Annotated in this window: 20 protein-coding genes; 14 read left to right on the forward strand and 6 right to left on the reverse strand. The window is 62.5% G+C overall.

Features of this window, described 5'->3' with window-relative positions; translation table 11 throughout:
• Window position 1: 1 nt before the first annotated feature.
• The 11 genes from C8K66_RS26010 (at window position 2) to C8K66_RS26060 (ending at window position 14,972) form a co-directional block, all read left to right on the forward strand.
• On the forward strand, window positions 2–1,399 hold the full coding sequence (locus C8K66_RS26010) for a NarK family nitrate/nitrite MFS transporter (protein WP_046383084.1): 1,398 nt from the start codon (window positions 2–4) through the stop codon (window positions 1,397–1,399).
• A gap of 57 nt (window positions 1,400–1,456) precedes the next feature.
• On the forward strand, window positions 1,457–5,230 hold the full coding sequence (locus tag C8K66_RS26015; protein ID WP_017849324.1) for a nitrate reductase subunit alpha: 3,774 nt from the start codon (window positions 1,457–1,459) through the stop codon (window positions 5,228–5,230).
• Window position 5,231: 1 nt separating this feature from the next.
• Window positions 5,232–6,770 (forward strand): nitrate reductase subunit beta, encoded by a 1,539-nt coding sequence (gene narH, locus C8K66_RS26020; protein WP_017849323.1) that lies wholly within the window; start codon window positions 5,232–5,234, stop codon window positions 6,768–6,770.
• 2 nt (window positions 6,771–6,772) lie between these two features.
• Window positions 6,773–7,528 carry a nitrate reductase molybdenum cofactor assembly chaperone gene (gene narJ, locus C8K66_RS26025; protein ID WP_046383085.1) on the forward strand — a complete coding sequence of 252 codons (756 nt, stop codon included), beginning with the start codon at window positions 6,773–6,775 and terminating at the stop codon, window positions 7,526–7,528.
• Complete coding sequence (gene narI / locus C8K66_RS26030) at window positions 7,521–8,201, forward strand: respiratory nitrate reductase subunit gamma (protein WP_017849321.1); 681 nt, start codon at window positions 7,521–7,523, stop codon at window positions 8,199–8,201. Before narJ ends, narI begins: the two co-directional genes overlap by 8 nt.
• Before the next feature lie 10 nt (window positions 8,202–8,211).
• A complete protein-coding gene (locus C8K66_RS26035; protein ID WP_057006085.1) occupies window positions 8,212–9,138 on the forward strand; it encodes a peptidylprolyl isomerase in 927 nt (308 codons plus the stop codon).
• A 1-nt stretch (window position 9,139) separates the two neighbouring features.
• Entirely contained in the window at window positions 9,140–10,126 is a 987-nt protein-coding gene (gene moaA / locus C8K66_RS26040) for a GTP 3',8-cyclase MoaA (protein ID WP_017849319.1), read from the forward strand.
• A 276-nt stretch (window positions 10,127–10,402) separates the two neighbouring features.
• Window positions 10,403–12,403 (forward strand): ribonucleoside triphosphate reductase, encoded by a 2,001-nt coding sequence (locus tag C8K66_RS26045; protein ID WP_057006084.1) that lies wholly within the window; start codon window positions 10,403–10,405, stop codon window positions 12,401–12,403.
• A 31-nt stretch (window positions 12,404–12,434) separates the two neighbouring features.
• Window positions 12,435–12,590, forward strand: a complete 156-nt coding sequence (gene nrdD / locus C8K66_RS26050; RefSeq protein ID WP_017849317.1) for an anaerobic ribonucleoside-triphosphate reductase — start codon at window positions 12,435–12,437, stop codon at window positions 12,588–12,590.
• On the forward strand, window positions 12,587–13,282 hold the full coding sequence (locus tag C8K66_RS26055) for an anaerobic ribonucleoside-triphosphate reductase activating protein (protein ID WP_169850799.1): 696 nt from the start codon (window positions 12,587–12,589) through the stop codon (window positions 13,280–13,282). The genes nrdD and C8K66_RS26055 overlap by 4 nt, the downstream gene beginning before the upstream one ends.
• A 70-nt stretch (window positions 13,283–13,352) precedes the next feature.
• Window positions 13,353–14,972 (forward strand): methyl-accepting chemotaxis protein, encoded by a 1,620-nt coding sequence (locus tag C8K66_RS26060; RefSeq protein WP_108526374.1) that lies wholly within the window; start codon window positions 13,353–13,355, stop codon window positions 14,970–14,972.
• Window positions 14,973–15,767: 795 nt separating this feature from the next.
• Here C8K66_RS26060 and C8K66_RS26065 read toward each other — a convergent pair.
• Genes C8K66_RS26065 through C8K66_RS26080 form a run of 4 tightly spaced genes read right to left on the reverse strand, consistent with a single transcriptional unit; the run spans window position 15,768 to window position 18,825 of the window.
• Window positions 15,768–17,120 (reverse strand): 4Fe-4S binding protein, encoded by a 1,353-nt coding sequence (locus C8K66_RS26065; RefSeq protein ID WP_108526376.1) that lies wholly within the window; start codon window positions 17,118–17,120, stop codon window positions 15,768–15,770.
• Window positions 17,117–17,956, reverse strand: coding sequence for an FTR1 family protein (locus C8K66_RS26070; RefSeq protein ID WP_046383091.1), 840 nt, complete (start codon window positions 17,954–17,956; stop codon window positions 17,117–17,119). The genes C8K66_RS26065 and C8K66_RS26070 overlap by 4 nt, the downstream gene beginning before the upstream one ends.
• 15 nt (window positions 17,957–17,971) lie before the next feature.
• The gene (locus tag C8K66_RS26075) at window positions 17,972–18,295 is read right to left on the reverse strand and encodes a cupredoxin domain-containing protein (RefSeq protein ID WP_017849310.1); all 324 of its coding nucleotides are present in this window, start codon (window positions 18,293–18,295) and stop codon (window positions 17,972–17,974) included.
• A complete protein-coding gene (locus C8K66_RS26080) occupies window positions 18,295–18,825 on the reverse strand; it encodes an iron transporter (RefSeq protein WP_017849309.1) in 531 nt (176 codons plus the stop codon). The genes C8K66_RS26075 and C8K66_RS26080 overlap by 1 nt, the downstream gene beginning before the upstream one ends.
• 180 nt (window positions 18,826–19,005) lie before the next feature.
• On the opposite strand from C8K66_RS26080, the gene C8K66_RS26085 reads away from it, so the two are divergent.
• On the forward strand, window positions 19,006–19,215 hold the full coding sequence (locus tag C8K66_RS26085; protein ID WP_017849308.1) for a DUF3079 domain-containing protein: 210 nt from the start codon (window positions 19,006–19,008) through the stop codon (window positions 19,213–19,215).
• Between the two features lie 76 nt (window positions 19,216–19,291).
• The gene (locus C8K66_RS26090) at window positions 19,292–20,452 is read left to right on the forward strand and encodes an alpha-hydroxy acid oxidase (protein ID WP_017849307.1); all 1,161 of its coding nucleotides are present in this window, start codon (window positions 19,292–19,294) and stop codon (window positions 20,450–20,452) included.
• Between the two features lie 193 nt (window positions 20,453–20,645).
• On the opposite strand, the gene C8K66_RS26095 is transcribed toward C8K66_RS26090, so the two are convergent.
• Window positions 20,646–21,572, reverse strand: a complete 927-nt coding sequence (locus tag C8K66_RS26095; protein WP_057006079.1) for an alpha/beta hydrolase — start codon at window positions 21,570–21,572, stop codon at window positions 20,646–20,648.
• Window positions 21,573–21,694: 122 nt separating this feature from the next.
• Window positions 21,695–22,846, reverse strand: a complete 1,152-nt coding sequence (locus C8K66_RS26100; protein WP_046385251.1) for a diguanylate cyclase — start codon at window positions 22,844–22,846, stop codon at window positions 21,695–21,697.
• 114 nt (window positions 22,847–22,960) lie between these two features.
• Between C8K66_RS26100 and C8K66_RS26105 the strand changes: the two genes are divergently transcribed.
• Window positions 22,961–23,548 (forward strand): NUDIX domain-containing protein, encoded by a 588-nt coding sequence (locus C8K66_RS26105; protein ID WP_017849304.1) that lies wholly within the window; start codon window positions 22,961–22,963, stop codon window positions 23,546–23,548.
• The last annotated feature ends 457 nt before the right edge of the window (window positions 23,549–24,005 follow it).

The raw sequence follows: 24,005 nt of genomic DNA on the forward strand, positions 1-24,005 counted from the left end.
CATGTCCATCGCGCAAAAGCCCGATTCGGGCCCGGTGATTCACGACTGGCGCCCCGAGGACCCCGCGTTCTGGGGGGCCAGCGGCAAAAAAACCGCTACCCGCAACCTGTGGATCTCGATTCCCGCGCTGCTGCTGGCCTTCGCCGTGTGGATGGTGTGGAGCACGGTGATCGTGCGCCTCAACGCCATCGGCTTCAGCTTCACCACCGACCAGCTGTTCTGGCTGGCGGCGTTGCCCGGCCTGTCCGGCGCGACCTTGCGGGTGTTCTATTCGTTCATGGTGCCGATCTTCGGCGGGCGCCGCTGGACTGCCCTGAGCACCGCGTCGCTGTTGCTGCCGGCGCTGTGGATGGGCTTCGCGGTGCAAGACCCCAACACCCCTTACAGCGTGTTCGTGCTGATCGCCTTGTTGTGCGGCTTCGGCGGCGGCAACTTCGCCTCCAGCATGTCCAACATCAGCTTCTTCTACCCTAAGTCGCAGCAAGGCACGGCCCTGGGCCTGAACGCCGGCCTCGGTAACCTGGGCGTGTCGGTGATGCAGTTCTGCGTGCCGCTGGTGATCACCTTCGGGGTGTTCGGCATGGTCGGCGGGCAAGCGCAAACCCTGCCCGACGGTAGCCAGCTGTGGCTGCAGAACGCCGGGTTCATCTGGGTGCCGTTCATCCTCACCGTCACCGTGGCGGCCTGGTTCGGCATGAATGACCTGTCCAGCGCCCGCGCTTCGTTCAGCGAGCAGGCGGTGATCTTCAAACGCAAGCACAACTGGCTGATGTGCTGGTTGTACCTGGCGACCTTCGGTTCGTTCATCGGTTTTTCGGCGGCGTTCCCGCTGCTGATCAAAACCTCGTTTCCGGACGTAGTAGCGTTGAAGTTTGCCTTCCTCGGCCCGCTGGTTGGCGCTCTGGTACGCCCACTGGGCGGCTGGCTGGCGGACAAACTGGGCGGCGCGCGAGTGACCCTGTGGAACTTCGTGCTGATGATCGTGATGGTATTCGGCGTGCTGCACTTCCTGCCGCAGAACGGCCAGGGCGGCAACTTCTACGGCTTCCTCGGCCTGTTCATGTTGCTGTTCATCACCACAGGCGTGGGCAACGGCTCCACCTTCCGCATGATCCCGGTGATCTTCCGCACCCAGCACGAGAAAGCCAGCGCCGGTAAATCCGCCGCCGAGCGCGAGCAGGCCATCAAGAATGCCGGCAAGGAATCCGCTGCCGTACTGGGGTTCAGTTCGGCCATGGGCGCCTTCGGTGCGTTCTTCATTCCCAAGTCCTTCGGCACCTCCATGGCCGCCACCGGTAGCCCGGCGATGGCCTTCTACATGTTTGTCGGTTTCTACCTGAGCTGCATTGTCGTGACCTGGTGGTGGTATGCCCGCAAAGGTTGCGCCACCCCCTGCTAGTCCGACCTGAATTCGCGGGGCAACGCACCCCGCAGCACGCCTGATGAGGAAAGCACCATGAGTCATTTGTTGGATCAACTGCGGTTCTTCAACCGCAAACAAAACGAATTTTCCGACGGCCACGGCGAGACCCGTAAAGAGTCCCGCGACTGGGAAAACGTCTACCGTTCGCGCTGGCAGTACGACAAGATCGTGCGTTCCACCCATGGCGTGAACTGCACCGGCTCCTGCTCGTGGAAGATCTACGTGAAGAACGGCCTGATCACCTGGGAAACCCAGCAGACCGACTACCCGCGCACCCGCAACGACCTGCCCAACCACGAACCCCGTGGCTGCCCGCGCGGTGCGAGCTACAGCTGGTACATCTACAGCGCCAACCGGCTCAAGTACCCGAAGATCCGCAAGCCGCTGCTCAAGCTGTGGCGTGAAGCGCGCCAGACCCTGGCGCCGGTGGAAGCCTGGGCGAGCATTGTCGAGGACAAGGCCAAGGCCGACTCCTATAAAAGCAAGCGCGGCATGGGCGGTTTCATTCGCTCGAACTGGGAGGAGGTGAATGAAATCATCGCCGCCTCCAACGTCTACACCATCAAACAATACGGCCCGGACCGCATCGTCGGCTTCTCGCCGATCCCGGCCATGTCGATGGTCAGCTACGCGGCGGGTTCGCGTTACCTGTCGCTGATCGGCGGCGTGTGCCTGAGCTTCTACGACTGGTACTGCGACCTGCCACCGGCCTCGCCGATGGTGTGGGGCGAGCAGACCGACGTGCCGGAATCGGCCGACTGGTACAACTCCAACTACATCATCGCCTGGGGTTCCAACGTCCCGCAGACCCGTACCCCGGACGCGCACTTCTTCACCGAGGTGCGCTACAAGGGCACCAAGACCGTGGCGATCACCCCCGACTATTCGGAAGTGGCCAAGCTCACCGACCTGTGGCTCAACCCCAAGCAGGGCACCGACGCCGCGTTGGCCCAGGCTTTCAACCATGTGATCTTCAAAGAATTTCACCTGGACAAGCCGAGCGCCTACTTCACCGACTACGCCAAGCGCTTCACCGACTTGCCGGTGCTGGTGATGCTCAAGCCGATGACCGGTTTCGCTCCCGGCGCAGGCTTCCAGCCGGACCGCTTCCTGCGCGCCTCGGACCTCACCGGCAACCTCGGCCAGGACAACAACCCGGAATGGAAAACCATCGCCCTCGACGAGAGCGGCGAACTGGTCTCGCCGCAAGGCTCCATCGGCTATCGCTGGGGCGAGAAGGGCAAGTGGAACATCCTCGCCAAAGAGGGCGGTGAAGGCCGCGCGATCGACCTGAAACTCAGCCTGATCGGTGACGACGTCGCCGAAGTGGCGTTCCCGTACTTCGCCGGCGAAGTCCAGGAGCATTTCCAGCACGTCGCTGGCGAGGCGGTGCAGTACCGCCGCGTGCCGGTGCATAACGTGACCCTGGCCGACGGCAGCGTGGCCAAGGTGGCGACCGTGTTCGACCTGTCGGCGGCCAACCTGGCCATCGACCGTGGCCTGGGCGGCCACAACGTGGCCAAGGACTACGACGACGCCAGCGTGCCGGGCACCCCGGCGTGGCAGGAAGCGATCACCGGCGTCAGCCGCGAGAAAGCCATCCAGATCGCCCGTGAGTTTGCCGACAACGCCGACAAGACCAAGGGTCGCTCAATGATCATCGTCGGCGCGGCGATGAATCACTGGTACCACATGGACATGAACTACCGCGGGCTGATCAACATGCTCATGCTCTGCGGTTGCGTCGGCCAGACCGGCGGCGGCTGGGCCCACTACGTCGGCCAGGAAAAACTGCGCCCGCAGTGCGGCTGGCTGCCCCTGGCCTTCGGCCTGGACTGGAACCGCCCGCCGCGCCAGATGAACGGCACCAGCTTCTTCTACGGCCACAGCTCGCAATGGCGCCACGAGAAAATGAGCATGCACGATGTGCTCTCGCCTCTGGCCGACAAGTCGCAGTTCCCCGAACACGCCCTGGACTACAACATCCGCGCCGAACGCGCCGGCTGGTTGCCCAGCGCGCCGCAGCTCAACACCAACCCGCTGCACATCTGCCGTGAGGCGGCCGCAGCCGGCATGACGCCGAAAGACTACGTGGTCAAATCCTGGCAGGACGGCAGCCTGCGCTTTGCCTGCGAACAGCCGGACAGCCCGGTGAACTTCCCGCGCAACATGTTCATCTGGCGCTCCAACCTGCTCGGTTCGTCGGGCAAGGGTCATGAGTACATGCTCAAGTACCTGTTGGGCACCAAGAATGGCGTGATGAACGAAGACATCGGCCACAGCACCGAATGCAAGCCCACCGAGGCCGAATGGGTCGAGGACGGCGCCATCGGCAAGCTCGATCTGGTGACCACGCTGGACTTCCGCATGTCCTCCACCTGCGTGTATTCCGACATCGTCTTGCCGACCGCCACCTGGTACGAAAAAGACGACATGAACACCTCGGACATGCACCCGTTCATCCACCCGTTGTCGGCGGCTATCGACCCGGCGTGGGAATCGCGTTCCGACTGGGAAATCTACAAAGGCATCGCCAAGGCGTTCTCGGCCATGTCGGTCGGTCACCTGGGTGTGGAACAAGACCTGGTCACCGTACCGCTGATGCACGACAGCGTCGGCGAACTGGCCCAACCGTTTGGCGGCACCGACTGGAAAAGCGCACGCGTGGCCCCGGTACCCGGCAAAAACGCGCCGAACATCGCAGTGGTGGAGCGCGACTACCCGAACATCTACAAACAGTTCTCGTCGCTGGGCCCGATGCTGGAAAAACTCGGCAACGGCGGCAAGGGCATCAACTGGAACACCGATGAAGAAGTCGAGTTTCTCGGCGAACTGAACCATCACGAAAACGATGCCGGGATCAGCCATGGCCGGCCGAAAATCGACACCGCTATCGACGCGGCCGAGGTGATCCTGTCCCTGGCTCCGGAAACCAACGGCAAGGTCGCCTTGAAAGCCTGGGCCGCGCTGTCGGAATTCACCGGCATCGACCACAGCCACCTGGCGATTTCCAAGGCCCATGAAGCGATCCGCTTCCGCGATATCCAGGCGCAGCCGCGCAAGATCATCTCCAGCCCGACCTGGTCCGGCCTGGAAGACGAACACGTGAGCTACAACGCCGGCTACACCAACGTCCATGAAAACATCCCATGGCGCACCATCACCGGCCGCCAGCAGTTCTACCAGGATCACCCGTGGATGCAGGCGTTCGGCGAGCAGTTGATGAGCTACCGGCCACCGGTCAACACCAAGACCATCGAAGGCGTGAAGGGCAAGCGCAGCAATGGCGAAACCGAGATCGTGCTGAACTGGATCACTCCGCACCAGAAGTGGGGCATCCACAGCACCTACAGCGACAACTTGCTGATGCTCACCTTGAGCCGCGGCGGGCCGATTGTGTGGCTCTCGGAGATCGACGCCAAGCGCGCCGGGATTGAGGACAACGACTGGATCGAGTGCTTCAACGTCAACGGCGCACTGACCGCCCGTGCGGTGGTCAGCCAGCGCGTCAAGGAAGGCATGGTGATGATGTACCACGCTCAGGAACGCATCGTGAACGTGCCGGGTTCGGAAACCACCAAGACCCGCGGCGGCCACCACAACTCGGTGACCCGCGTGGTGCTCAAACCGACCCACATGATCGGCGGCTATGCCCAGCAAGCCTACGGTTTCAACTACTACGGTACGGTCGGTTGCAACCGCGACGAGTTTGTCGTGGTGCGCAAAATGGCCAAGGTCGACTGGCTCGATGGTTCCACCGGCGATGACTTGCCGCGCCCATTGCCGACTGATATCGAGGAGAACTGAGATGAAGATTCGCTCACAGATCGGCATGGTCCTGAACCTGGACAAATGCATCGGCTGCCACACCTGTTCCATCACCTGCAAAAACGTCTGGACCAGCCGTGAAGGCATGGAATACGCCTGGTTCAACAACGTCGAGTCCAAGCCCGGCATCGGTTACCCGAAAGAATGGGAAAACCAGGACAAGTGGAAGGGCGGCTGGGTGCGCAACGCCAACGGCTCGATCAACCCGCGCATCGGCGGCAAGTTCCGCGTGTTGGCGAACATTTTCGCCAACCCTGACCTGCCGAGCCTGGACGACTACTACGAGCCGTTCGACTTCGACTACCAGCACCTGCACACCGCGCCTTTGGGCGAGCACCAACCGACCGCGCGTCCGCGCTCGCTGGTGTCCGGCAAGCGCATGCAGAAAATCGAGTGGGGCCCGAACTGGGAAGAAATCCTCGGCACCGAGTTCGCCAAGCGCCGCAAGGACAAGAACTTCGACCAGATCCAGGCCGACATTTATGGCGAGTACGAAAACACCTTCATGATGTACCTGCCGCGCCTGTGCGAGCACTGCCTCAACCCGGCGTGCGCGGCCTCGTGCCCGAGCGGTGCGATCTACAAGCGTGAAGAAGACGGCATCGTGCTGATCGACCAGGAAAAGTGCCGCGGCTGGCGCATGTGCATCAGCGGCTGCCCGTACAAGAAGATCTACTTCAACTGGAAGAGCGGTAAATCCGAGAAGTGCATCTTCTGCTACCCGCGCATCGAAGCCGGCATGCCCACCGTGTGTGCTGAAACCTGCGTCGGCCGGATTCGCTACCTCGGTGTGCTGCTCTACGACGCCGACCGCATCAGCGAAGTGGCGAGCACCGCCAACGAGCAAGACCTGTACGAGAAACAGCTGGAAATCTTCCTCGACCCGAATGACCCGGCGGTGATTCGCCAGGCCCTGGCCGATGGCGTGCCGCAGTCGGTGATCGACTCGGCCCAGCGCTCGCCGGTCTACAAAATGGCCGTCGATTGGAAACTCGCACTGCCGCTGCACCCGGAATACCGCACCTTGCCGATGGTCTGGTACGTACCGCCACTGTCGCCGATCCAGAACGCTGCCGCCGCCGGCACCGTGGGCATGAACGGGGTGATCCCGGATGTCGACAGCCTGCGCATTCCGCTGCGTTACCTGGCCAACCTGCTCACCGCTGGCGATGAAAAGCCGGTCAAGCGTGCGCTCAAACGCCTGTTGGCGATGCGTGCCTACAAACGCTCCCAGCAAGTCGACGGCGTGCAGGACCTGCAAGTGCTCGAAGACGTCGGCCTGAGCGTGGAACAGGTGGAAGAGATGTACCGCTACCTGGCGATCGCCAACTACGAAGACCGCTTTGTGGTGCCGAGCGCGCACCGTGAAGACGCCATGAGCGACGCGTTCGCCGAACGCTCCGGCTGTGGCTTCAGCTTCGGCAGCGGTTGCAGCGGCAGCTCCGACACCAACATGTTCGGTGCCAAGAAGGCCAACCGTCGCGACGTGTTGAAAACCGTACAGATCTGGGAGGACTGAGCATGCGTATTCTCAAAGTGATTTCGTTGCTGCTGGACTACCCCACCGAAACCCTGGTGAGCGGCCGCGACGAACTGGAACAGGCGATCATCGAGTCGCGGGAGATCAGCCCCAAGCAGCGCGGCGCGTTGTTCGAGTTGCTCGAGCTGATCTGCGCCAATGACCTGATGGACGGCCAGGAACACTACGGCGCGCTGTTCGGCCGTGGGCGCTCGCTGTCGTTGCTGTTGTTCGAACACGTCCACGGCGAGTCCCGCGACCGTGGCCAGGCCATGGTCGACATGATGGCCCAGTACGAAGAGGCCGGGTTTGCCATCGGCGTCAAGGAGCTGCCGGACTATATCCCGCTGTACCTGGAGTTCCTCTCGACCCGCGAAGACATCGAGGCCCGCGAGGGCCTGGCGGATGTGGCGCACCTGCTGGCGCTGCTCGCCGCACGTCTGGACGAGCGCGAGAGCGCCTATGCCAGTTGCTTCCGTGCGTTGCTGCAGATCTCGGGTGCCGAGCCGCACCAGGCCGTGGCCGAACTGCGCGCGCAGGTCGCCGCCGAGCCGCGTGACGACTCCCTCGAAGCCCTGGACAAGATCTGGGAAGAGGAAGCGGTGGACTTTATGCAGGCCGAACAACAAGACCGTTGCAGCTCGATGCCCAGCGCACCGGGCAAAGCCCGCGAAGAAAGCGCGGTGCCGTTGCACTGGGTGGATTTTCAGCAAGAAGGGCAGGCCGCAGTGCCGGCCACGGAGGTGGGTAATGTCTAAGTGGAATTTGCTGGTATTCGGGGTGTACCCCTATGTCGCCCTGGCGATCTGCCTGTTGGGCAGTTGGGCGCGGTTCGACCTGTCGCAGTACACCTGGAAGGCTGGCTCCAGCCAGATGCTCAACAACCGTGGCATGCGCGTGGCGAGCAACTTCTTCCACATTGGCGTGCTGTTCGTGCTGGCCGGGCACTTTGTCGGCCTGCTGACCCCGGCGTCGGTCTATCACCATGTGATCAGCACTGAGCACAAGCAGTTGCTGGCGATGGTCTCCGGTGGCGTCTTCGGCCTGCTGTGCCTGGTGGGTTTGCTGATGCTGGTCAAGCGCCGCCTGGGCGACCCGCGTGTGCGGGCCACGTCGAGCCCGTCGGACATCCTGATCCTGCTGGTGCTGCTCGCGCAGTTGGTGCTCGGTTTGCTGACCATCGTCGCGTCCACCGGGCATATGGACGGTTCGGTCATGGTGATGCTCGCCGACTGGGCGCAGAACGTGGTGCTGTTGCGGCCAGTGGACGCGGCGGCGTCGATCGAGCCGGTCAGCCTGATCTACAAGGCGCATGTGGCGCTGGGCTTGACCCTGTTCGTGCTGTTCCCGTTTACCCGCTTGGTGCATATGGTCAGCGCGCCGATCTGGTACCTGGGGCGTCGTTATCAAATCGTGCGGCAGAAGTATTGAGGAGAGCGTCATGACAACTGGATGCGGATGTGGTGGCGGTAATGGCGGCAGCGGCGGTTGCGGCTCGTCGGTCAAAGAACCGGTGGTGGCCGAGGTTGCGGCCCCGGCTCTGTTCGAGGAACTGAAGACGCCTGAGTTGATCGCCAGCAGTGAACAGGAATGGCCGATCATCAGCGTCAACGGCGTGCCCGTCACGCCGGAGGCCATGGCCCTGGAGTTGCAATATCACCCGGCCGAAAGCCGCGAGGAGGCGGTGTATCTGGCCGCCCGTGCGCTGGTGATCCGCGAGCTGTTGCAGCAGCGGATCGCCGAGCTGGGCCTGGCGGTGGAGATCGCCGCCGGCGAGAACGAAGAAGAAGCCGCCACGCGCTTGCTGCTCGAGCGTGAGGTCAAGGTGCCTGAGTGCGACGAGGCCACCTGTGTGCGCTACTTCGAGAACAACCGCGGGCGCTTTCACAGCGCGCCGTTGCTGGCGGTGCGGCACATTCTGCTCGAGTGCGCGCCGGACGACGCCGAGGCGCGCCATCTGGCGCACGGCCAGGCGGAAGTGCTGCTGCAGAACCTGAACGAGCAGCCCGGCCAATTCGCCGAGCTGGCCCTGCAGTATTCGGCGTGCCCGTCCAAGGCCCAGGGCGGTTCGCTGGGCCAGGTGAGCAAGGGCCAGACCGTGCCCGAGCTGGAGCGTCAGTTGTTCACCCTCGCGCCGGGCCTGGCCGGCAAGCCGCTGGAGAGTCGTTATGGTTGGCATGTGATCTATGTCGATCAGCGTATCGAAGGCCAACCGCTGCCGTATGAAGCGGTGGCGGTGGCGATCCGCACCCAGTTGCAGCAAGGCGTGTGGCAAAAGGCATTGGTGCAGTACCTGCAAACCCTGATCGGCGCGGCGGACATTCGTGGCATCGCGCTGCAGGGCGCCGACTCGCCGCTGGTGCAGTGACATGAGCCTGGTGGATGGGGTGGGCCGTTCGATCGATTACCTGCGCTTGTCGGTGACCGACCGTTGTGATTTCCGCTGTGTGTACTGCATGGCGAAAAACATGACGTTCCTGCCGCGCCAGCAGGTGCTGACCCTGGAAGAGCTGGAACGCCTGGCCGCGCTGTTCGTCGGCCAGGGCGTGCGCAAGATCCGCCTGACCGGCGGCGAGCCGTTGATCCGCCCGGGCATTGTCGGGTTGTGCCGCAATATCGCGGCACTGCCGGGCTTGCGCGAACTGGTGATGACCAGCAACGGCTCGCAGTTGGCGCGCCTCGCGCAGCCGCTGGTGGACGCCGGGGTCAAGCGCATGAACATCAGCCTCGACAGCCTGGATGCGCAGCGCTTTCGCGCGATCACCCGCAACGGTGATCTGCGCCAGGTGCTGGACGGTATCGAGGCGGCGCGAGAGGCCGGGTTCGAGCGGGTCAAGCTCAACTGCGTGGTGATGAAAGGGCGCAACTTCGATGAAGTGCCGGCGCTGGTGCAGTACGCGATCGACCAAGGCATCGACATCAGCTTTATCGAGGAAATGCCCCTGGGCGACGTGGGCCGCTCCCGCGGCGAGACGTTCTGTGCCAGTGATGAAGTACGCAGCGTGATCGCCCGTCACCATGCCTTGCTCGACAGCACCGAAAACAGCGGCGGCCCGGCGCGCTATGTGCGCCTGGCGCGGCATCCGGGCACGCGCATCGGCTTTATCTCGCCCAACTCCCACAACTTCTGCGGCAGTTGCAACCGCGTGCGGATGACCGTCGAAGGGCAGTTGCTGCTGTGCCTGGGGCAGGACAACGCGGTGGACTTCCGCGCTTTGCTGCGGCGTTACCCGTTGGACGACGCGCCGTTGATCGAGGCGTTGCACAAGGGATTGCGGGGTAAGCCGCTGCGCCATGATTTCACCGGGGCAGGGGAGGTGCAGGTGGTGCGCTTCATGAATATGAGCGGCGGTTGAATGTGGCAGGGGACTTGCTGTAGCAGGGAACTTACTGTGGGAGGAGGCTTACTGTGGGAGGGGGCTTGCCCCCGATAGCAGTGTGTCAGCCAATACATGCATGACTGATCCACCGCTATCGGGAACAAGCCGAATCGTCGCACCGCCCCTCCCACATTTTGATCTTCGTTCAGACTTGACCTTGATCAATGGCAGCCCAAACGCTTGACCGTAATATCACTGCATATTGTGTTTCAAAGATTTATTAAATCTATATGTAGTGTCTGGAGCCTTCCAATGCAAAGCATGCTCAGCCCGCTGGTCAGTAACCGCCTGCACAAACGCGACGGTAGCCTCGTTGCCTTCGACGCCGAAAAAATCCGTCAGGCGCTGATCGCCGCCGGCAATGCCACCGGCGAGTATCGGGAGGCCGAGGTCGACCTGTTGCTCGGTGCGGTACTGGCGCGGCTGCGCGGCATCGAACGGCTGGATGTGGAGCAGATCCAGGACAGCGTCGAGCGGGTGTTGATGGACGCCGGTTACTTCCTGTCGATGCGCGCGTATATCGTCTACCGCGAACAGCACGGTCGCTTGCGCCGTGACCGCAAGACCCTGGTGGAAGTCGCCACCTCGATGAACGAATACCTCGACCGTGAAGACTGGCGCGTGCAGGCGAATGCCAACCAGGGGTATTCCCTCGGCGGGCTGGTGCTGAACGTGTCGGGCAAGGTCACTGCCAATTACTGGCTGGACGAGGTCTACAGCCAGCAGATCGGCCGCGCACACCGTGAGGCGGATCTGCATATCCACGACCTCGACATGCTCGCCGGCTACTGCGCCGGTTGGTCGCTGCGTTCGTTGCTGCACGAAGGCCTCAATGGCGTGCCGGGTCGCGTCGAAGCGGGGCCGCCCAAGCATTTGAGCAGTGCCCTGGGGCAGATGGTCAACTTCCTCGGCACCCTGCAAAACGAATGGGCCGGTGCCCAGGCGTTCAGCTCGTTCGACACCTATCTTGCGCCTTATGTGCGCAAAGACCAGTTGAGCTACCCCGAGGTGCGCCAGGCGGTGCAGGAGTTCATCTACAACCTCAACGTGCCGTCGCGCTGGGGCACCCAGACGCCATTCACCAACCTGACCTTCGATTGGGTCTGCCCGGAAGACTTGCGCGAGCAGGTGCCGGTGATCGGTGGTAAGGAAATGCCGTTTGCCTATGGCGACCTGCAAACGGAAATGGAGCTGATCAACCGCGCCTACATCGAAGTGATGCAGGCCGGGGATGCCAAGGGGCGGGTGTTCACCTTCCCGATTCCGACCTACAACATCACCCATGATTTCCCCTGGGACAGCGAGAACGCCGACCGCCTGTTCGAGATGACCGCGCGCTATGGCCTGCCGTATTTCCAGAACTTCCTCAATTCGGACATGCAACCCAACCAGGTGCGCTCCATGTGCTGTCGCCTGCAACTGGACGTGCGTGAGCTGCTCAAACGCGGCGGCGGGCTGTTCGGTTCGGCGGAGCAGACCGGCTCGCTGGGCGTGGTGACAATCAACTGCGCGCGCCTCGGTTACCTGTTCAAGGGCGACACCAGCGGCTTGCTGCAACGCCTGGACAGCCTGATGGAAATGGCCATGGAAAGCCTGGAGGTCAAGCGCAAGGTGATCCAGCACCACATGGACGCCGGGTTGTACCCCTACACCAAGCGTTACCTGGGGACGTTGCGCAACCACTTCTCCACCATCGGCCTCAACGGCATGCACGAGATGCTGCGCAATTTCACGGATGACACGCAGGGCACGCACACCGAAGAAGGCCGCGCGTTCGCCCTGCGCCTGCTCGACCATGTGCGCGCCACCTTGCTGCGCTTCCAGGAAGAAACCGGTCACCTCTACAACCTCGAAGCCACACCGGCGGAAGGCACCACCTACCGCTTCGCCAAGGAAGACCGCAAGCGCTACCCGGACATCCTGCAAGCCGGCAGCCTGGATGCGCCGTACTACACCAACTCGTCGCAACTGCCGGTGGGCTTCACCGAAGACCCCTTCGAAGCCCTCGAGCTGCAAGACGAACTGCAATGCAAATACACCGGCGGCACCGTGCTGCACCTGTATATGGCCGAACAGATTTCCTCGGCGCAGGCCTGCAAGCAATTGGTGCGCAAAGCGCTGGGGCGTTTCCGCCTGCCGTACCTGACCGTGACCCCGACCTTCTCGATCTGTCCGGTACACGGCTACCTCGCCGGCGAACACGAGTTCTGCCCCAAGTGCGATGAGATCCTCGCGCTTGCCGCCCAGTCTTGAACCTGTTTTTCAACCCGCAAGGAGATTCACCATGCAAACATCCCAGCCACAACGTCAGCGCTGCGAAGTCTGGACCCGGGTGATGGGTTACCACCGGCCGGTGTCCGCGTTCAACCCCGGCAAACAGTCCGAACACAAGGAGCGTGTTCACTTTACCGAAGCGGCTTGCGCGGCCGGGCGCCAATGAGTCGAATGCTACGGGTTGGGGGCATGGTGCCCCTGACCACCCTCGACTACCCCGGCATGCTCGCTTGTGTGCTGTTCTGCCAGGGTTGTGCCTGGCGCTGTCGTTACTGCCATAACCCGGACCTGATTGCACCGCGCGGTAGCGCGGAGATCGATTGGCGCCGGGTTTTGCTGTTTTTGCAGCGCCGCCAGGACCTGTTGGACGCAGTGGTGTTCAGCGGCGGTGAGCCGACCTTGCAGGAAGGTTTGCCAGCGGCGATGGACGAGGTACGCGCCATGGGCTTTCGCGTGGGCCTGCACAGTGCGGGGATCAAACCGGCAGGCTTTGCCAATGCGCTGCGCCATGCCGACTGGGTGGGCTTCGATGTGAAGGCCCTGGTCGAGGACTATCAACTGGTCACCCAGGTCAAAGGCAGCGGCGTCGCCAATTGGCGCAGTTTGGAGACCTTGCTGGCCAGTGGCGTGGACTACGAGTGCCGCACCACGGTGCATTGGCATCTGATTGATACGTCGCGCCTGCTGCGCCTGGCCCAGCGTTTGCAAGCCAGTGGTGTCAAGCGCTTCGCCGTGCAGATGGTCCGCACGGCAAGCATGCTCGATGAGCAACTGCCGATTGCCCCGGCACAGATGGCATTGCCGGAGTTATGGGGCTGCATGCGCGAGTTGTTTCCGGCTTTTGTATTACGAGGGTGACCGATCGCCCTCCCAGGATTTTTAAAGATGCTGCCCGTTTCGGGCAGGTATTCATCAAGGAATGTTTAGAATGACGCAGTTAACCACGGCACAACGCATTGTCATCGGCTTCGCGATTGCGCCGCTGGCTCTGGTCGGTTTGGTGTTTTACGCCTTGCATGACCTGGCAACCCTCAAGCAACAGTCCGAACAGATCGTGCAGCAGGACTGGCCGAAAATCGCACCGATCATGGTGATCGCCACCGGCGTGCGCGATAACGGGCGCAACACCCGCGACCTGCTGATCGACCAGGATAACCAGCAGGCCCAAGAGGCCATTGGCACCACCCGGCAGCGCATTACCCAGGCGTTCGCCACCCTGGAGCCACTGTTCGATACCGCCGAAGGCAAGGCGGCCTATGCCGCGTTGAAAACCCATCGGGAAACCTACGTCGCGGCCTTTACCCAGGTGCAGGCGCTGATCAAGCAGGGCGCCCGCGAGCAGGGCCTGGCCCAGCTCAAACAGCAGGTGGTGCCGGCCGAGCTTGAGGTGTTCAAGAGCCTCGATGCGTTGATGGCCATGCAAGGCCGACTGTTCGTCGAGCGCGAGCAGGCTGCGCAAATTCTCTACGACGATGCGCGCCGCACGATGATCGGGCTGTTGCTGCTATGCGTGAGCCTGGTCGTGGCGGCCGCCGTGATCGTCACGCGCAGCGTCACCCGGCCTTTGGGCGGCGAGCCGGACGAGGTGGCGCGGGTGCTCAGCCATATCGCCCAGGGCGACCTGACCATCGAGGTGCCGCTGGGCAACAGTGCCGACGGCAGCGTGATGCGCAACCTGCACCAGATGCAGCAGAACCTCAACCAGATGGTCCGGCAGATCGCCGCCTCGGTGGATGGCGTGGCCAGTTCGTCGGAAGAGTTGAGCGCGGTCAGCAGCCAGACCAGCAGCAGCCTGCAGTTGCAGGGCCAGGAAATCGAACAGGCCGCCACCGCGGTGAACGAAATGACCGCCGCCGTCGATGAAGTCGCGCGCAACGCGGTGAGCACCAGCGAAGCCTCGCGCCTGTCGGAACAGACCGCCCAGCTTGGGCGGGCGCAGGTGCAGGAAACCGTGGCCTCGATCAACACCCTGGCCACCGGCGTGGTGGAAACCTCCGAACGCATCCAGCAACTCGCCGGCCGCGTGCAAGACATCAGCGGCGTGCTGGATGTGATCCGCAGCATCGCCGACCAGACCAATCTGCTGGCCCTCAACGCCGCGATCGAAGCGGCCCGTGCCGGCGATGCCGGGCGCGGTTTTGCGGTGGTTGCCGATGAAGTGCGCGCCCTGGCCCATCGTACCCAGACCTCGACCCAGGAGATCGAGCAGATGATCGGCAACATCCGCCAGGACACCGAACACGCCGTGGCCGCCATGCACAGCAGCAGCGAACGGGTGCAGGCGACCTTGGGCGTGGCGCAACGCTCGGGGGAGGCGCTGGATGAAATCACCCGCTCGATTTCGCAGATCAATGAGCGCAACTTGATGATTGCCAGCGCCACCGAAGAACAGGCACTGGTGGCGCGGGAAGTGGATCGCAACCTGGTGGGGATTCGGAACCTGTCGCAACAGGTATTGCAAGGGGCCTTGCATACCGAAACGGCGGGGCATGATCTGGCGGGGATGGCGGGGGAACTGCATCAGACGGTGGCGCGGTTTAAGGTTTAGGTGGTGTGGCGATGCGTTTCTTCGGTAATGGCCAACCCGAAAAGTAACCAACGCGCGGCGGCCTTATAGCCAACCTGATCCTGCAAGCCGAACTCGGTCAGAAATGTGGGAGGGGGCTTGCCCCCGATGGCAGTGTGTCAGTCACTACATGCATGACTGATCCACCGCTATCGGGGGCAAGCCCCCTCTCACATTTTGATCTCCATGGATCAGATAGAGCTCGTTCTGCTCTGGCTCTTGCTCTTGGGCGCGGCCTTATATCCGACCTGATCCTGCAAGCCGAACTCGGTCAGAAATGTGGGAGGGGGCTTGCCCCCGATGGCAGTATGTCAGTCACTACATGCATGACTGATCCACCGCTATCGGGGGCAAGCCCCCTCCCACATTTTGATCCCCATGGATCAGATAGAACTCGTTCTGCTCTTGCTCTTGCTCTTGGGCGCGGCCTTATATCCGACCTGATCCTGCAAGCCGAACTCGGTCAGAAATGTGGGAGGGGGCTTGCCCCCGATGGCAGTATGTCAGTCACTACATGCATGACTGATCCACCGCTATCGGGGGCAAGCCCCCTCCCACATTTTGATCTCCATGGATCAGATAGAACTCATTCTGCTCTGGCTCTGGCTCTGGCTCTGGCTCTGGCTCTGGCTCTGGCTCTGGCTCTGGCTTTTGATCTTGATCTTAGGCGCCCCGCACACCCGTCAACCATGTGTCCGGTCCGTACAGGCTTTTCCAAAGTGACCCGCTGTAAGAGCGGAACCAATAGCTGCCGTAACCTAAACAACGGATATGTACTCAACCCCACCCCCAAAACTGCAACCACCATCCACCCCCCACCAACCCAACACTCAACCCCACACACAACCACCCACCCCAACGCCGCAGCCCCCCAACCCCCCGAAGCTGCCGCCACCCCAACCACAAGCACCACCCAACCGCCGCCATCAACAACACTGCCCGCGCCGATTGCACCCAAGCCAACCCCAACCCCTCATACCGCAACAACTTCACCGTGGTCGCCGACAACCCCAGGAACAAACCCGCACCACCGAGGGGCGTCAGCGTCAGCGCCAAGGGCCGAAACAGTGCACGATCACCCGCCACCCACGCGGCCAACCGCAGCAGCAGCCAACAGCCGCCCCCCAATACCAACGAACTCCCCCCCAGATACAACACAATGCACAAGCCATCCAACCAACTGAAGCTGTCATTGAGCTGCGGATAATGAGTGAGCAACCACCACGGCGCGTTGTCTTGCAGCGGCCACAGCCAGTCATGGCTGACCAGCCACGTCGCCAGGGTTTGTTTGAGCGCGATAAACCACGGACTGACGGTCCATTGAAACGCCCCCATCGCCAGGCCGATCACACCAAACAGCAACAGCCGCGCGTCCCACACCGAGCCTTGCTGATGGGGCGCCTGCAGGATCTCCTGATTGCACGAGCGGGCGATCAGTTGCACCGCGCCGCGTTGCCCGCTGCAGCGGCCACAGGCATGGCACTCGCTGGCCCCTTGCAGGCGGCGGATATCCAGCAGTGGCGCGCAGTTGGGCAGCGGCAGGCGCGGTGCGTCGTTGGCTTTCCAGCGTTGCTCATCCACCGCGAAATGCACCGGCGCCAGGCGGGCGAGCAGGGCGAAGACGCCGCTGACCGGGCACAGGTACCGACACCACACGCGCTTGCCGCGCACGAACAACAGGCCGACGATCACCGCGCCGAGGGTCGAGCCGCCGAGAATCAACAGGGCCGCCTGGGCGTAGTCATACACGCTGATCAATTGGCCATAGAGGGTGGTCAGGCAAAAGCCCAGCGTCGGCCAGCCGCCCCAGCGCAGCCAGCGCGGAATACCGAGGCCGCGCCCGTGCTGGCTGGCCCATTCGCTCAGGGAACCTTCCGGGCAGAGCACGCCGCACCACAGGCGCCCGAACAACACCATCGACAGCAACACGAACGGCCACCAGAGGCCCCAGAAGATGAATTGCGCGAGCAGCGTCAGGTTGTTCACCAGGCGCGCCTGGCTGTCCGGCAACGGCAGCAGCGCCGGCAGCACCAGCAGCACGGCGTAGACCAGCACCACCGCCCATTGCACGGCACGGATCAAGCGCCCATGGCGGCGCATGCCATCGCCCAGACGCTGCAGCCAGCTCATGCCGCGTGCCGCGAACGGCGCAGGCCGTTGCCCACCCACAGCCAATAACCGAGCAGCACCAGCACGGTCACCAGGCTCGGCGCGGCGCGGTAGCCGACAAAGTCAGCCAACATCGCGCCCAGGCCGTGGCTGTCGCTGAGCAGGGTGCTGCTGTCCCAGCGGCTTTCACCGAAGCTCGAATAGACCCACTCGGGCATGTCCATCGCCAGCAATTGCCCGCTGATACGGTCCACGGCCGCCACCAGCAAAGCCCCGCCGAGCAGCAGCAACAGCGCTTCGCTGAGGGCGAAAAACAGCGACCAGGAAATGAAGCGCCGCGTACTGCGCAACAACAGCACCGTGAGCCCCGCCAACACCAGGCCCAGCACGCCGCCGATCGCGAACAGGTTCAGCGCCGGGCCCTGCAGACGCGCGCCGGCACCGTACAGAAACACCACGGTTTCACTGCCTTCGCGGCTCACCGCCAACAGCGTCAGTAGCAACACGCCCCAACCGCCCTGGCGCGCCAGGCGTTCATCGGCTTCGCGTACCAGGGTGTTTTTGAGTGTGGCCGCGTGGCGATGCATCCAGAACACCATCTGCACCATCAGGCCGCTGGCCAATAACGTCAGCGCCGCTTGCAGCCATTCGCCCTGTGGGCCGGTCATGGCCTCACCGGCCCACAGCATCAAGCCGGCCAGGCCGGCCGAGCAGAACAAGCCCAGGACCACCCCGGCCCACAGGAAACGCCCCAGGCGCGAGTGCGCAGTCTGGCGGCTGATCCAGACTTGCAGAATGCCGATCACCAGCAGCGCCTCGACGCTTTCGCGCCAGACAATAAACATCGATTGATTCATCAACGGCTCCCGGGGCTATTGGGCGAGGATGCTGCCTTCGGGCAACTGTGGGTTGAACTCGTCAAAGAACGGATACAACCCCGGCGTGAGCGGGTGGATCACGACGAAGGTGGTCACGCCGGGCGACAAGACTTTCTCCACGCGCAGCGGCGTGCTCTCGAATTCGGCCGGGCCTTGGCCGAGGTTGTGCAGCACGATCTTGAAGCGCTCGCCGGCCTTGACCGTGAGTTGCGGCGGGATGAAGTGGCCGTCCTGCAAGGTCAGTTCATAGGTCGGCAACGGCGCCGCCAGGGCCGCGCCGCTCAGCAGCAAGCTGCCCAGCAGCAAGGCGCGACGCATCAGTAACCGCCTTTCTTGCCGATGCCGGCATAGACGAATTCGTAGTGGACTTCGCAGCGTTCGAACCACGGTGCGACCCCGGTTTCCTTGTCGGTATGGCGGCCCAGGGACTGGTGGCCGCTGGGCGGCAATACGCTGAAGGTCAGGGTGTATTTGCCCGGGCCTTGCAGCTTGACGTTGTCGCCGTAGTGCGGCCCGTCATTGGCGACCATGGCGTGGAAATCACCGGTGATCGGCGTGTCGCTGCCTTGCTTTTTCAACGTAAAGGACAGGTTCAGGTACGGCACGAAACTGCCTTCCTGGAAGCCTTGGGCATTGTCCGCCGTGGCGCGCACATCGGCTTCAAGGTGGACGTCGGAGTCGGCCGTGGCGCGCATCATGCCGGCAGGTGCCATCTCGATCGGTTGCAGGTACACCGCGCCGATTTCCAGGCCTGGGCAGTGCTGCGGCTCGCCGATCGGGTACTCCTTGGCGAACGCCGCAGAGGTGGACAACAGCAGGACCAGGGACACAGTAGAAGGAATACGCATGGAGGCTTCCTGACGGGTGAGGGGGAAAGAACCCGAGTCTAGGAAGGTTGATCGTAAATAATAATGATTCTTGTCAAGTTTCTGCGATATTTCATGTTGGCCAATCTTGACCGCAGTCAAGGCCATGCCCCCTCGAGCAGGTTAGGTTGACTCTATTGTTCGCCGGTAGGGAACCTCATCATGGCCAAGCCTTTTCCGCTGCACCCCAAGCACCCCGAACGCATCTGCTGGGGCTGCGACCGTTATTGCGCCACGACCGATCTGGCCTGTGGCAACGGCGCCGACCGTACCATGCACCCGGCCGAGATGATCGGCGATGACTGGTACGAGCACGGCGACTGGGGACTCACCCCCGAGCCACCTGCCACGGACGAGCCGTCAGCGGCTTGATCAATCAACGCAATGGCTGGTTGTACGGCGGATGGGCGGTTACTCTTCCTACTCAGTTCAGGGAGAGGTGACGCAGATGTCGTTGATCACAACCATCGAAGACTTACGCAAGCTGGCGCAAAAACGTGTTCCAAGGATGTTTTACGACTACGCCGATTCCGGCTCTTGGACTGAAAGCACTTACCGGGCGAATGAAAGCGATTTTGCCCAGATCAAATTCCGCCAACGGGTGGCGCGCAATATCGATAAACGTTCGATCCGCGCCACCATGATCGGCCAGGACATGGCCATGCCAGTCGCCCTGGCGCCCACCGGTCTGGCCGGGATGCAGCATGCCGATGGTGAGATTCTCACCGCCCGTGCCGCTGCTGCCTTTGGCCTGCGCTACACCTTGTCGACCATGAGCATCTGCTCCCTGGAAGACATCGCCGAACAGGTCGGCCAGCCGTTCTGGTTTCAACTCTATGTGATGCGCGACCGCGCTTTTATCGAGCAATTGATCGAGCGCGCCAAGGCCGCCGGTGTCGATGCGTTGGTGTTGACCCTGGACCTGCAGATCCTCGGCCAACGTCACAAGGACCTGATCAACGGCCTGTCGGCGCCGCCCAGACTGACCCTGCCGAATATCCTCAACATGATGACCAAGCCGCGCTGGGTGATGGGCATGCTCGGCACCAAGCGTCATGGCTTCGGCAATATCGTCGGGCATGTCAAAGGTGTGGCGGACATGAGTTCGCTGTCGGCATGGACCGCCCAACAGTTCGACCCGCGCCTGAGTTGGGACGATGTGGAATGGATCAAGAAATGCTGGGGCGGCAAGTTGATCATCAAGGGCATCCTCGATGTGGAAGATGCGCGCCTGGCGGCGAATGCCGGCGCCGATGCGTTGGTGGTGAGCAACCACGGCGGTCGTCAGTTGGATGGCGCGCCATCGAGCATCAGCCAATTGCCGGCGATCGTCGAGGCGGTGGGCGAGCGTATTGAAGTGTGGCTCGACGGCGGTATCCGTTCCGGCCAGGACGTGCTCAAGGCCGTGGCATTGGGCGCCAAAGGCACCCTGATCGGTCGCCCGCATTTGTACGGCCTGGGCGCGATGGGTGAAGCGGGGGTGACCAAGGCGCTGGAGATCATCGCCCGCGAGTTGGACGTGTCGATGGCGCTGTGCGGGTATAACGATATACGCGATGTGAATCGCGAAATTTTGCTGCCTGGCACCTTTCCCCAAGGCGCGGGCTGAGCAAAAAAATCGTAAAAAAATAAAAAGAGTTGTCCACGAAAACCGTGGGTATCTCTGTGGATAACTTTGCGAGGGCCCGGCAGGGGTTGGCGATTCAACCCAAGATCAATATTTGATCAACTTCTGGCGCGGGCCAGCATAGGCTGGGTTTGCGCTTGACAGCCCCGCGCGAACCCAGTGCCGAAAACACATTTTATGAGTCGTTGGCGCGCCCGGTTGAGTGGGTGACAACCTGTGTCGGCATCTTCGCTTGCATCAGGTTGTCCAGCGCTTTGCGATAGCTGCGCCCGGCCAGGCTCATGCTGTTGTTGTGGCTGGCGCCGGGCACCAGCAACAGGCGCTTGGGTTCCTGGGCGGCGGCAAATAATTGCTCGCTGAACCGTGGGGGAACGTAGCGGTCGTCCAAGCCGTGGACCACCAGCAGCGGCATATGGATGTCGGCAATCTTGTCGATGGAATCGAATTTCTGCGACAGCAGCCAGCGCACCGGCAAGGCGGTATCCGCCACGGCGGTGGCCACATCCGCCAGGGAAGTGAACGTGGATTCGATCACCAGCCCGCGCACGGGCAAGGGGACCTGCCGGCCCAGTTCAGCGGCCAGGTCGATCGCCACCGCGCCGCCCAGGGAATGCCCGTAGATCAGGCGTTTGCTCGGGTCGGGTTGCAACAGCTGGAAGCGTTCCCAGGCGATGCGTGCGTCCTCGTACACCGTGGTTTCCGAAGGCAGGTCGCCCTGGCTTTGGCCGAAGCCGCGGTAGTCGATGGCCAGCACCGAGTAGCCCAGCGCGTGCAATTGCTCGATGCGGAACAGCTGCCCGGTGAGGTTCCAGCGCACGCCATGCAGGTACAGGATGGCCGGCGCGTCCTTCTTGTCCGCCGGCCACCACCAGCCATGAATGTTCTGTCCCGACTTGAAACTGGCGGGCGTGAGTTCGAACTCCTGCACCGCCTTGGGCAAGCCGCTGTACCAGCTCGCGGTGCCCGGTTCGATGCGAAACACCAGCTCGCGCTCCTTGTGTTGCAGCACGGCGCAACCCACCGGCAACCCGAGGATCAGGATGGCCATGCACAGCAGGGGAAACCAGCGCAGGCCCAGGCGGGAGAGGAAACGAGAAGGCATAAAGGGTCCAGGGCAAAGACGAAGCACGGGTTTTACCAGATGGCCTACGGAGGCAGGAATTATTTCGACGGCCGTCAGTGGGGATTGCTTGCAAAGTATTGCGGCATTCAAGCGTCGTCCGCTCAGGCGAGCGCCACCACCTGCACGCGATTGCGTCCATAGGCCTTGGCCTGGTACAGCGCCTGGTCGGCTTGGGACAGTAAGTATGAGAGGTCGTGGCCTGCCGCCGTGGTGGTGACGATGCCGATGCTCACGCTCAAGAACCCCGGCGTCAGCAGGTCCAGTTCGGCAAACCCGCGGCGGATGCGCTCGGCCACTTCAAACGCCCCGGCCGCATCGCTGTCGGCCAGCAGGCAGGCGAACTCTTCACCGCCGATACGCGCAAACACATCACCGCTGCGCAGCATGGCCCGAGTCATCTGGCTGAAGGCGATCAGCGCCTGGTCGCCCATGGGGTGGCCGAAGCTGTCGTTCAGGCGCTTGAAGTGGTCCAGGTCGCACAGCAGCAGGGCCGCGCTGCGCTGGCGACGGCTGCAGTCGGCCAGCAGTTTTTCGCCCTTGAGCATAAAGGCGCGGCGGTTGCCGGCGCCGGTCAGCGCATCGCTGAAGGCGGCGGCCTTGAAGCGCAACTCGGCACGCTCCTTGACCATCGCCAGCGTGATGTAGGCAATGCCGATGGCATACAGCATCGATTCAAACAGCATGAACGAGAAAAACGGCACGCCTTCACCCCCCGAGGCCTGGGCGTTTTTCAGCGGCAGGCCGGCGTCGGTGATTGCGCGTATGCCATAGAACGCGGTGTGCCAAAGGATCAGCGCCAGCGCGGGAGCGTAGGCGACTTCCAGGGTCGCGCGGTTGCGCCACAGCTCCAGGGCCGACAGCACGCCATAACCGGCCGCCAGCAGCGAATACAGGGTGACCCGCGCCGACAGCGAACCATAGAACTGCGGCAACAGGCACATCAACAGCCACACGCCACACCCGGCAAAGATCCCCGGCAGGCTCGGCTTGCGCTGCACGAAAGCGCGCATGGCGGTCCAGTTCATCGCGGCGCTGAGCAACAGCACGACATTGCCGAGGATCAACGCGACAAAGTCCAGGCCCACGCCGCGCACCGCGATCAGCCCGGTGCCCAGGGTGGCGAGCAGCAGCATGATGCCGAGATAGCCCAGGGTCGGTTCACGGCCACGGCTCCAGGCATGCACGGTGAGCAGGCCCATCAGGCAGAACACGAACACGGCGACTATCAGTAGCGTCGGGATATGCAGCGACATTGCCTTGCCCTTGCAGAGACTTTTTATGGGGCCCGATTGTAGCGGTATGCGACTGGCTTGACGTTGGCGTTGCTGGCGCGACATGCTCCTGCTCCTTTGAGCAAAGGCCCGACCATGGACAACAGCCCCGTTCGCATCACCGCCGAAGAGACACTCTCGGAGAATTGGTACCTGCTGAAAAAATACAGCTTCGACCTGCGCCGCCGCGACGGCAGCTGGCAGGCCCAGACCCGCGAAGTGTACGACCGGGGCAACGGCGCGACCATCCTGCTGTACAACCGTGCCCAGCGCACTGTGCTGCTGATCCGACAGTTCCGCATGCCCACCTTCGTCAACGACTACCCCGGTTACCTGATCGAAGCCGCGGCCGGGTTGCTGGACAACGCCAGCCCCGAGGAACGCATTCGCCTGGAAGCCGAAGAAGAGACGGGCTATCGCGTGGGGCATGTGGAGAAGATCTATGCGGCATTCATGAGCCCGGGATCGGTGACGGAGCGGATTCACTTTTTCCTCGGCGAATACCAACCGGAGGATCGGGTGGGAATGGGCGGCGGGATCGAAGAGGAAGGCGAGGACATCGAGGTGCTGGAACTGGGGTTCGAGCGGGCGTTGGCGATGGTGGCGAGCGGTGAGATCGTGGATGGGAAGACCATCATGCTGTTGCAGCATCTGGAATTGCGGATGTTGAAAGAGGGATGGTGAGAGTGGGGCGTGTCGATATCCGTTTTCTCAAAAGTAGCCAAAGCTAGGCCCGGTGTGCCTCAGATCAAAAGCAAAGCGGCCTTGTAGCCGACCTGACTCGGCGAGCCGAACTCGGTCAAAAATGTGGGAGGGGGCTTGCCCCCGATGGCAGTGGATCAGCCATGCATGTATTGGCTGACAGACCGCCATCGGGGGCAAGCCCCCTCCCACATTTTGATCTCCATGGATCAGATAGAACTCGTTCTGCTCTGGCTCTGGCTCTTGGGCGCGGCCTTATAGCCAACCTGATCCTGCAAGCCGAACTCGGTCAGAAATGTGGGAGGGGGCTTGCCCCCGATGGCAGTGGATCAGCCATGCATGTATTGGCTGACAGACCGCCATCGGGGGCAAGCCCCCTCCTACATTTTGATCTCCATGGATCAGATAGAACTCGTTCTGCTCTGGCTCTGGTTTTTGA

The organism is Pseudomonas sp. GV105 (assembly GCF_003058185.1).
GTDB classification, from domain to species: domain Bacteria; phylum Pseudomonadota; class Gammaproteobacteria; order Pseudomonadales; family Pseudomonadaceae; genus Aquipseudomonas; species Aquipseudomonas veronii.

Excerpts from the sequence above, each read along its gene's own strand:
- C8K66_RS26010 (WP_046383084.1), top strand. The coding sequence starts at position 2 with ATGTCCATCGCGCAAAAGCCCGATTCGGGCCCGGTGATTCACGACTGG.
- C8K66_RS26015 (WP_017849324.1), top strand. The coding sequence starts at position 1,457 with ATGAGTCATTTGTTGGATCAACTGCGGTTCTTCAACCGCAAACAAAAC.
- narH (WP_017849323.1), top strand. The coding sequence starts at position 5,232 with ATGAAGATTCGCTCACAGATCGGCATGGTCCTGAACCTGGACAAATGC.
- narJ (WP_046383085.1), top strand. The coding sequence starts at position 6,773 with ATGCGTATTCTCAAAGTGATTTCGTTGCTGCTGGACTACCCCACCGAA.
- narI (WP_017849321.1), top strand. The coding sequence starts at position 7,521 with ATGTCTAAGTGGAATTTGCTGGTATTCGGGGTGTACCCCTATGTCGCC.
- C8K66_RS26035 (WP_057006085.1), top strand. The coding sequence starts at position 8,212 with ATGACAACTGGATGCGGATGTGGTGGCGGTAATGGCGGCAGCGGCGGT.
- moaA (WP_017849319.1), top strand. The coding sequence starts at position 9,140 with ATGAGCCTGGTGGATGGGGTGGGCCGTTCGATCGATTACCTGCGCTTG.
- C8K66_RS26045 (WP_057006084.1), top strand. The coding sequence starts at position 10,403 with ATGCAAAGCATGCTCAGCCCGCTGGTCAGTAACCGCCTGCACAAACGC.
- nrdD (WP_017849317.1), top strand. The coding sequence starts at position 12,435 with ATGCAAACATCCCAGCCACAACGTCAGCGCTGCGAAGTCTGGACCCGG.
- C8K66_RS26055 (WP_169850799.1), top strand. The coding sequence starts at position 12,587 with ATGAGTCGAATGCTACGGGTTGGGGGCATGGTGCCCCTGACCACCCTC.
- C8K66_RS26060 (WP_108526374.1), top strand. The coding sequence starts at position 13,353 with ATGACGCAGTTAACCACGGCACAACGCATTGTCATCGGCTTCGCGATT.
- C8K66_RS26065 (WP_108526376.1), bottom strand. The coding sequence starts at position 17,120 with ATGAGCTGGCTGCAGCGTCTGGGCGATGGCATGCGCCGCCATGGGCGC.
- C8K66_RS26070 (WP_046383091.1), bottom strand. The coding sequence starts at position 17,956 with ATGAATCAATCGATGTTTATTGTCTGGCGCGAAAGCGTCGAGGCGCTG.
- C8K66_RS26075 (WP_017849310.1), bottom strand. The coding sequence starts at position 18,295 with ATGCGTCGCGCCTTGCTGCTGGGCAGCTTGCTGCTGAGCGGCGCGGCC.
- C8K66_RS26080 (WP_017849309.1), bottom strand. The coding sequence starts at position 18,825 with ATGCGTATTCCTTCTACTGTGTCCCTGGTCCTGCTGTTGTCCACCTCT.
- C8K66_RS26085 (WP_017849308.1), top strand. The coding sequence starts at position 19,006 with ATGGCCAAGCCTTTTCCGCTGCACCCCAAGCACCCCGAACGCATCTGC.
- C8K66_RS26090 (WP_017849307.1), top strand. The coding sequence starts at position 19,292 with ATGTCGTTGATCACAACCATCGAAGACTTACGCAAGCTGGCGCAAAAA.
- C8K66_RS26095 (WP_057006079.1), bottom strand. The coding sequence starts at position 21,572 with ATGCCTTCTCGTTTCCTCTCCCGCCTGGGCCTGCGCTGGTTTCCCCTG.
- C8K66_RS26100 (WP_046385251.1), bottom strand. The coding sequence starts at position 22,846 with ATGTCGCTGCATATCCCGACGCTACTGATAGTCGCCGTGTTCGTGTTC.
- C8K66_RS26105 (WP_017849304.1), top strand. The coding sequence starts at position 22,961 with ATGGACAACAGCCCCGTTCGCATCACCGCCGAAGAGACACTCTCGGAG.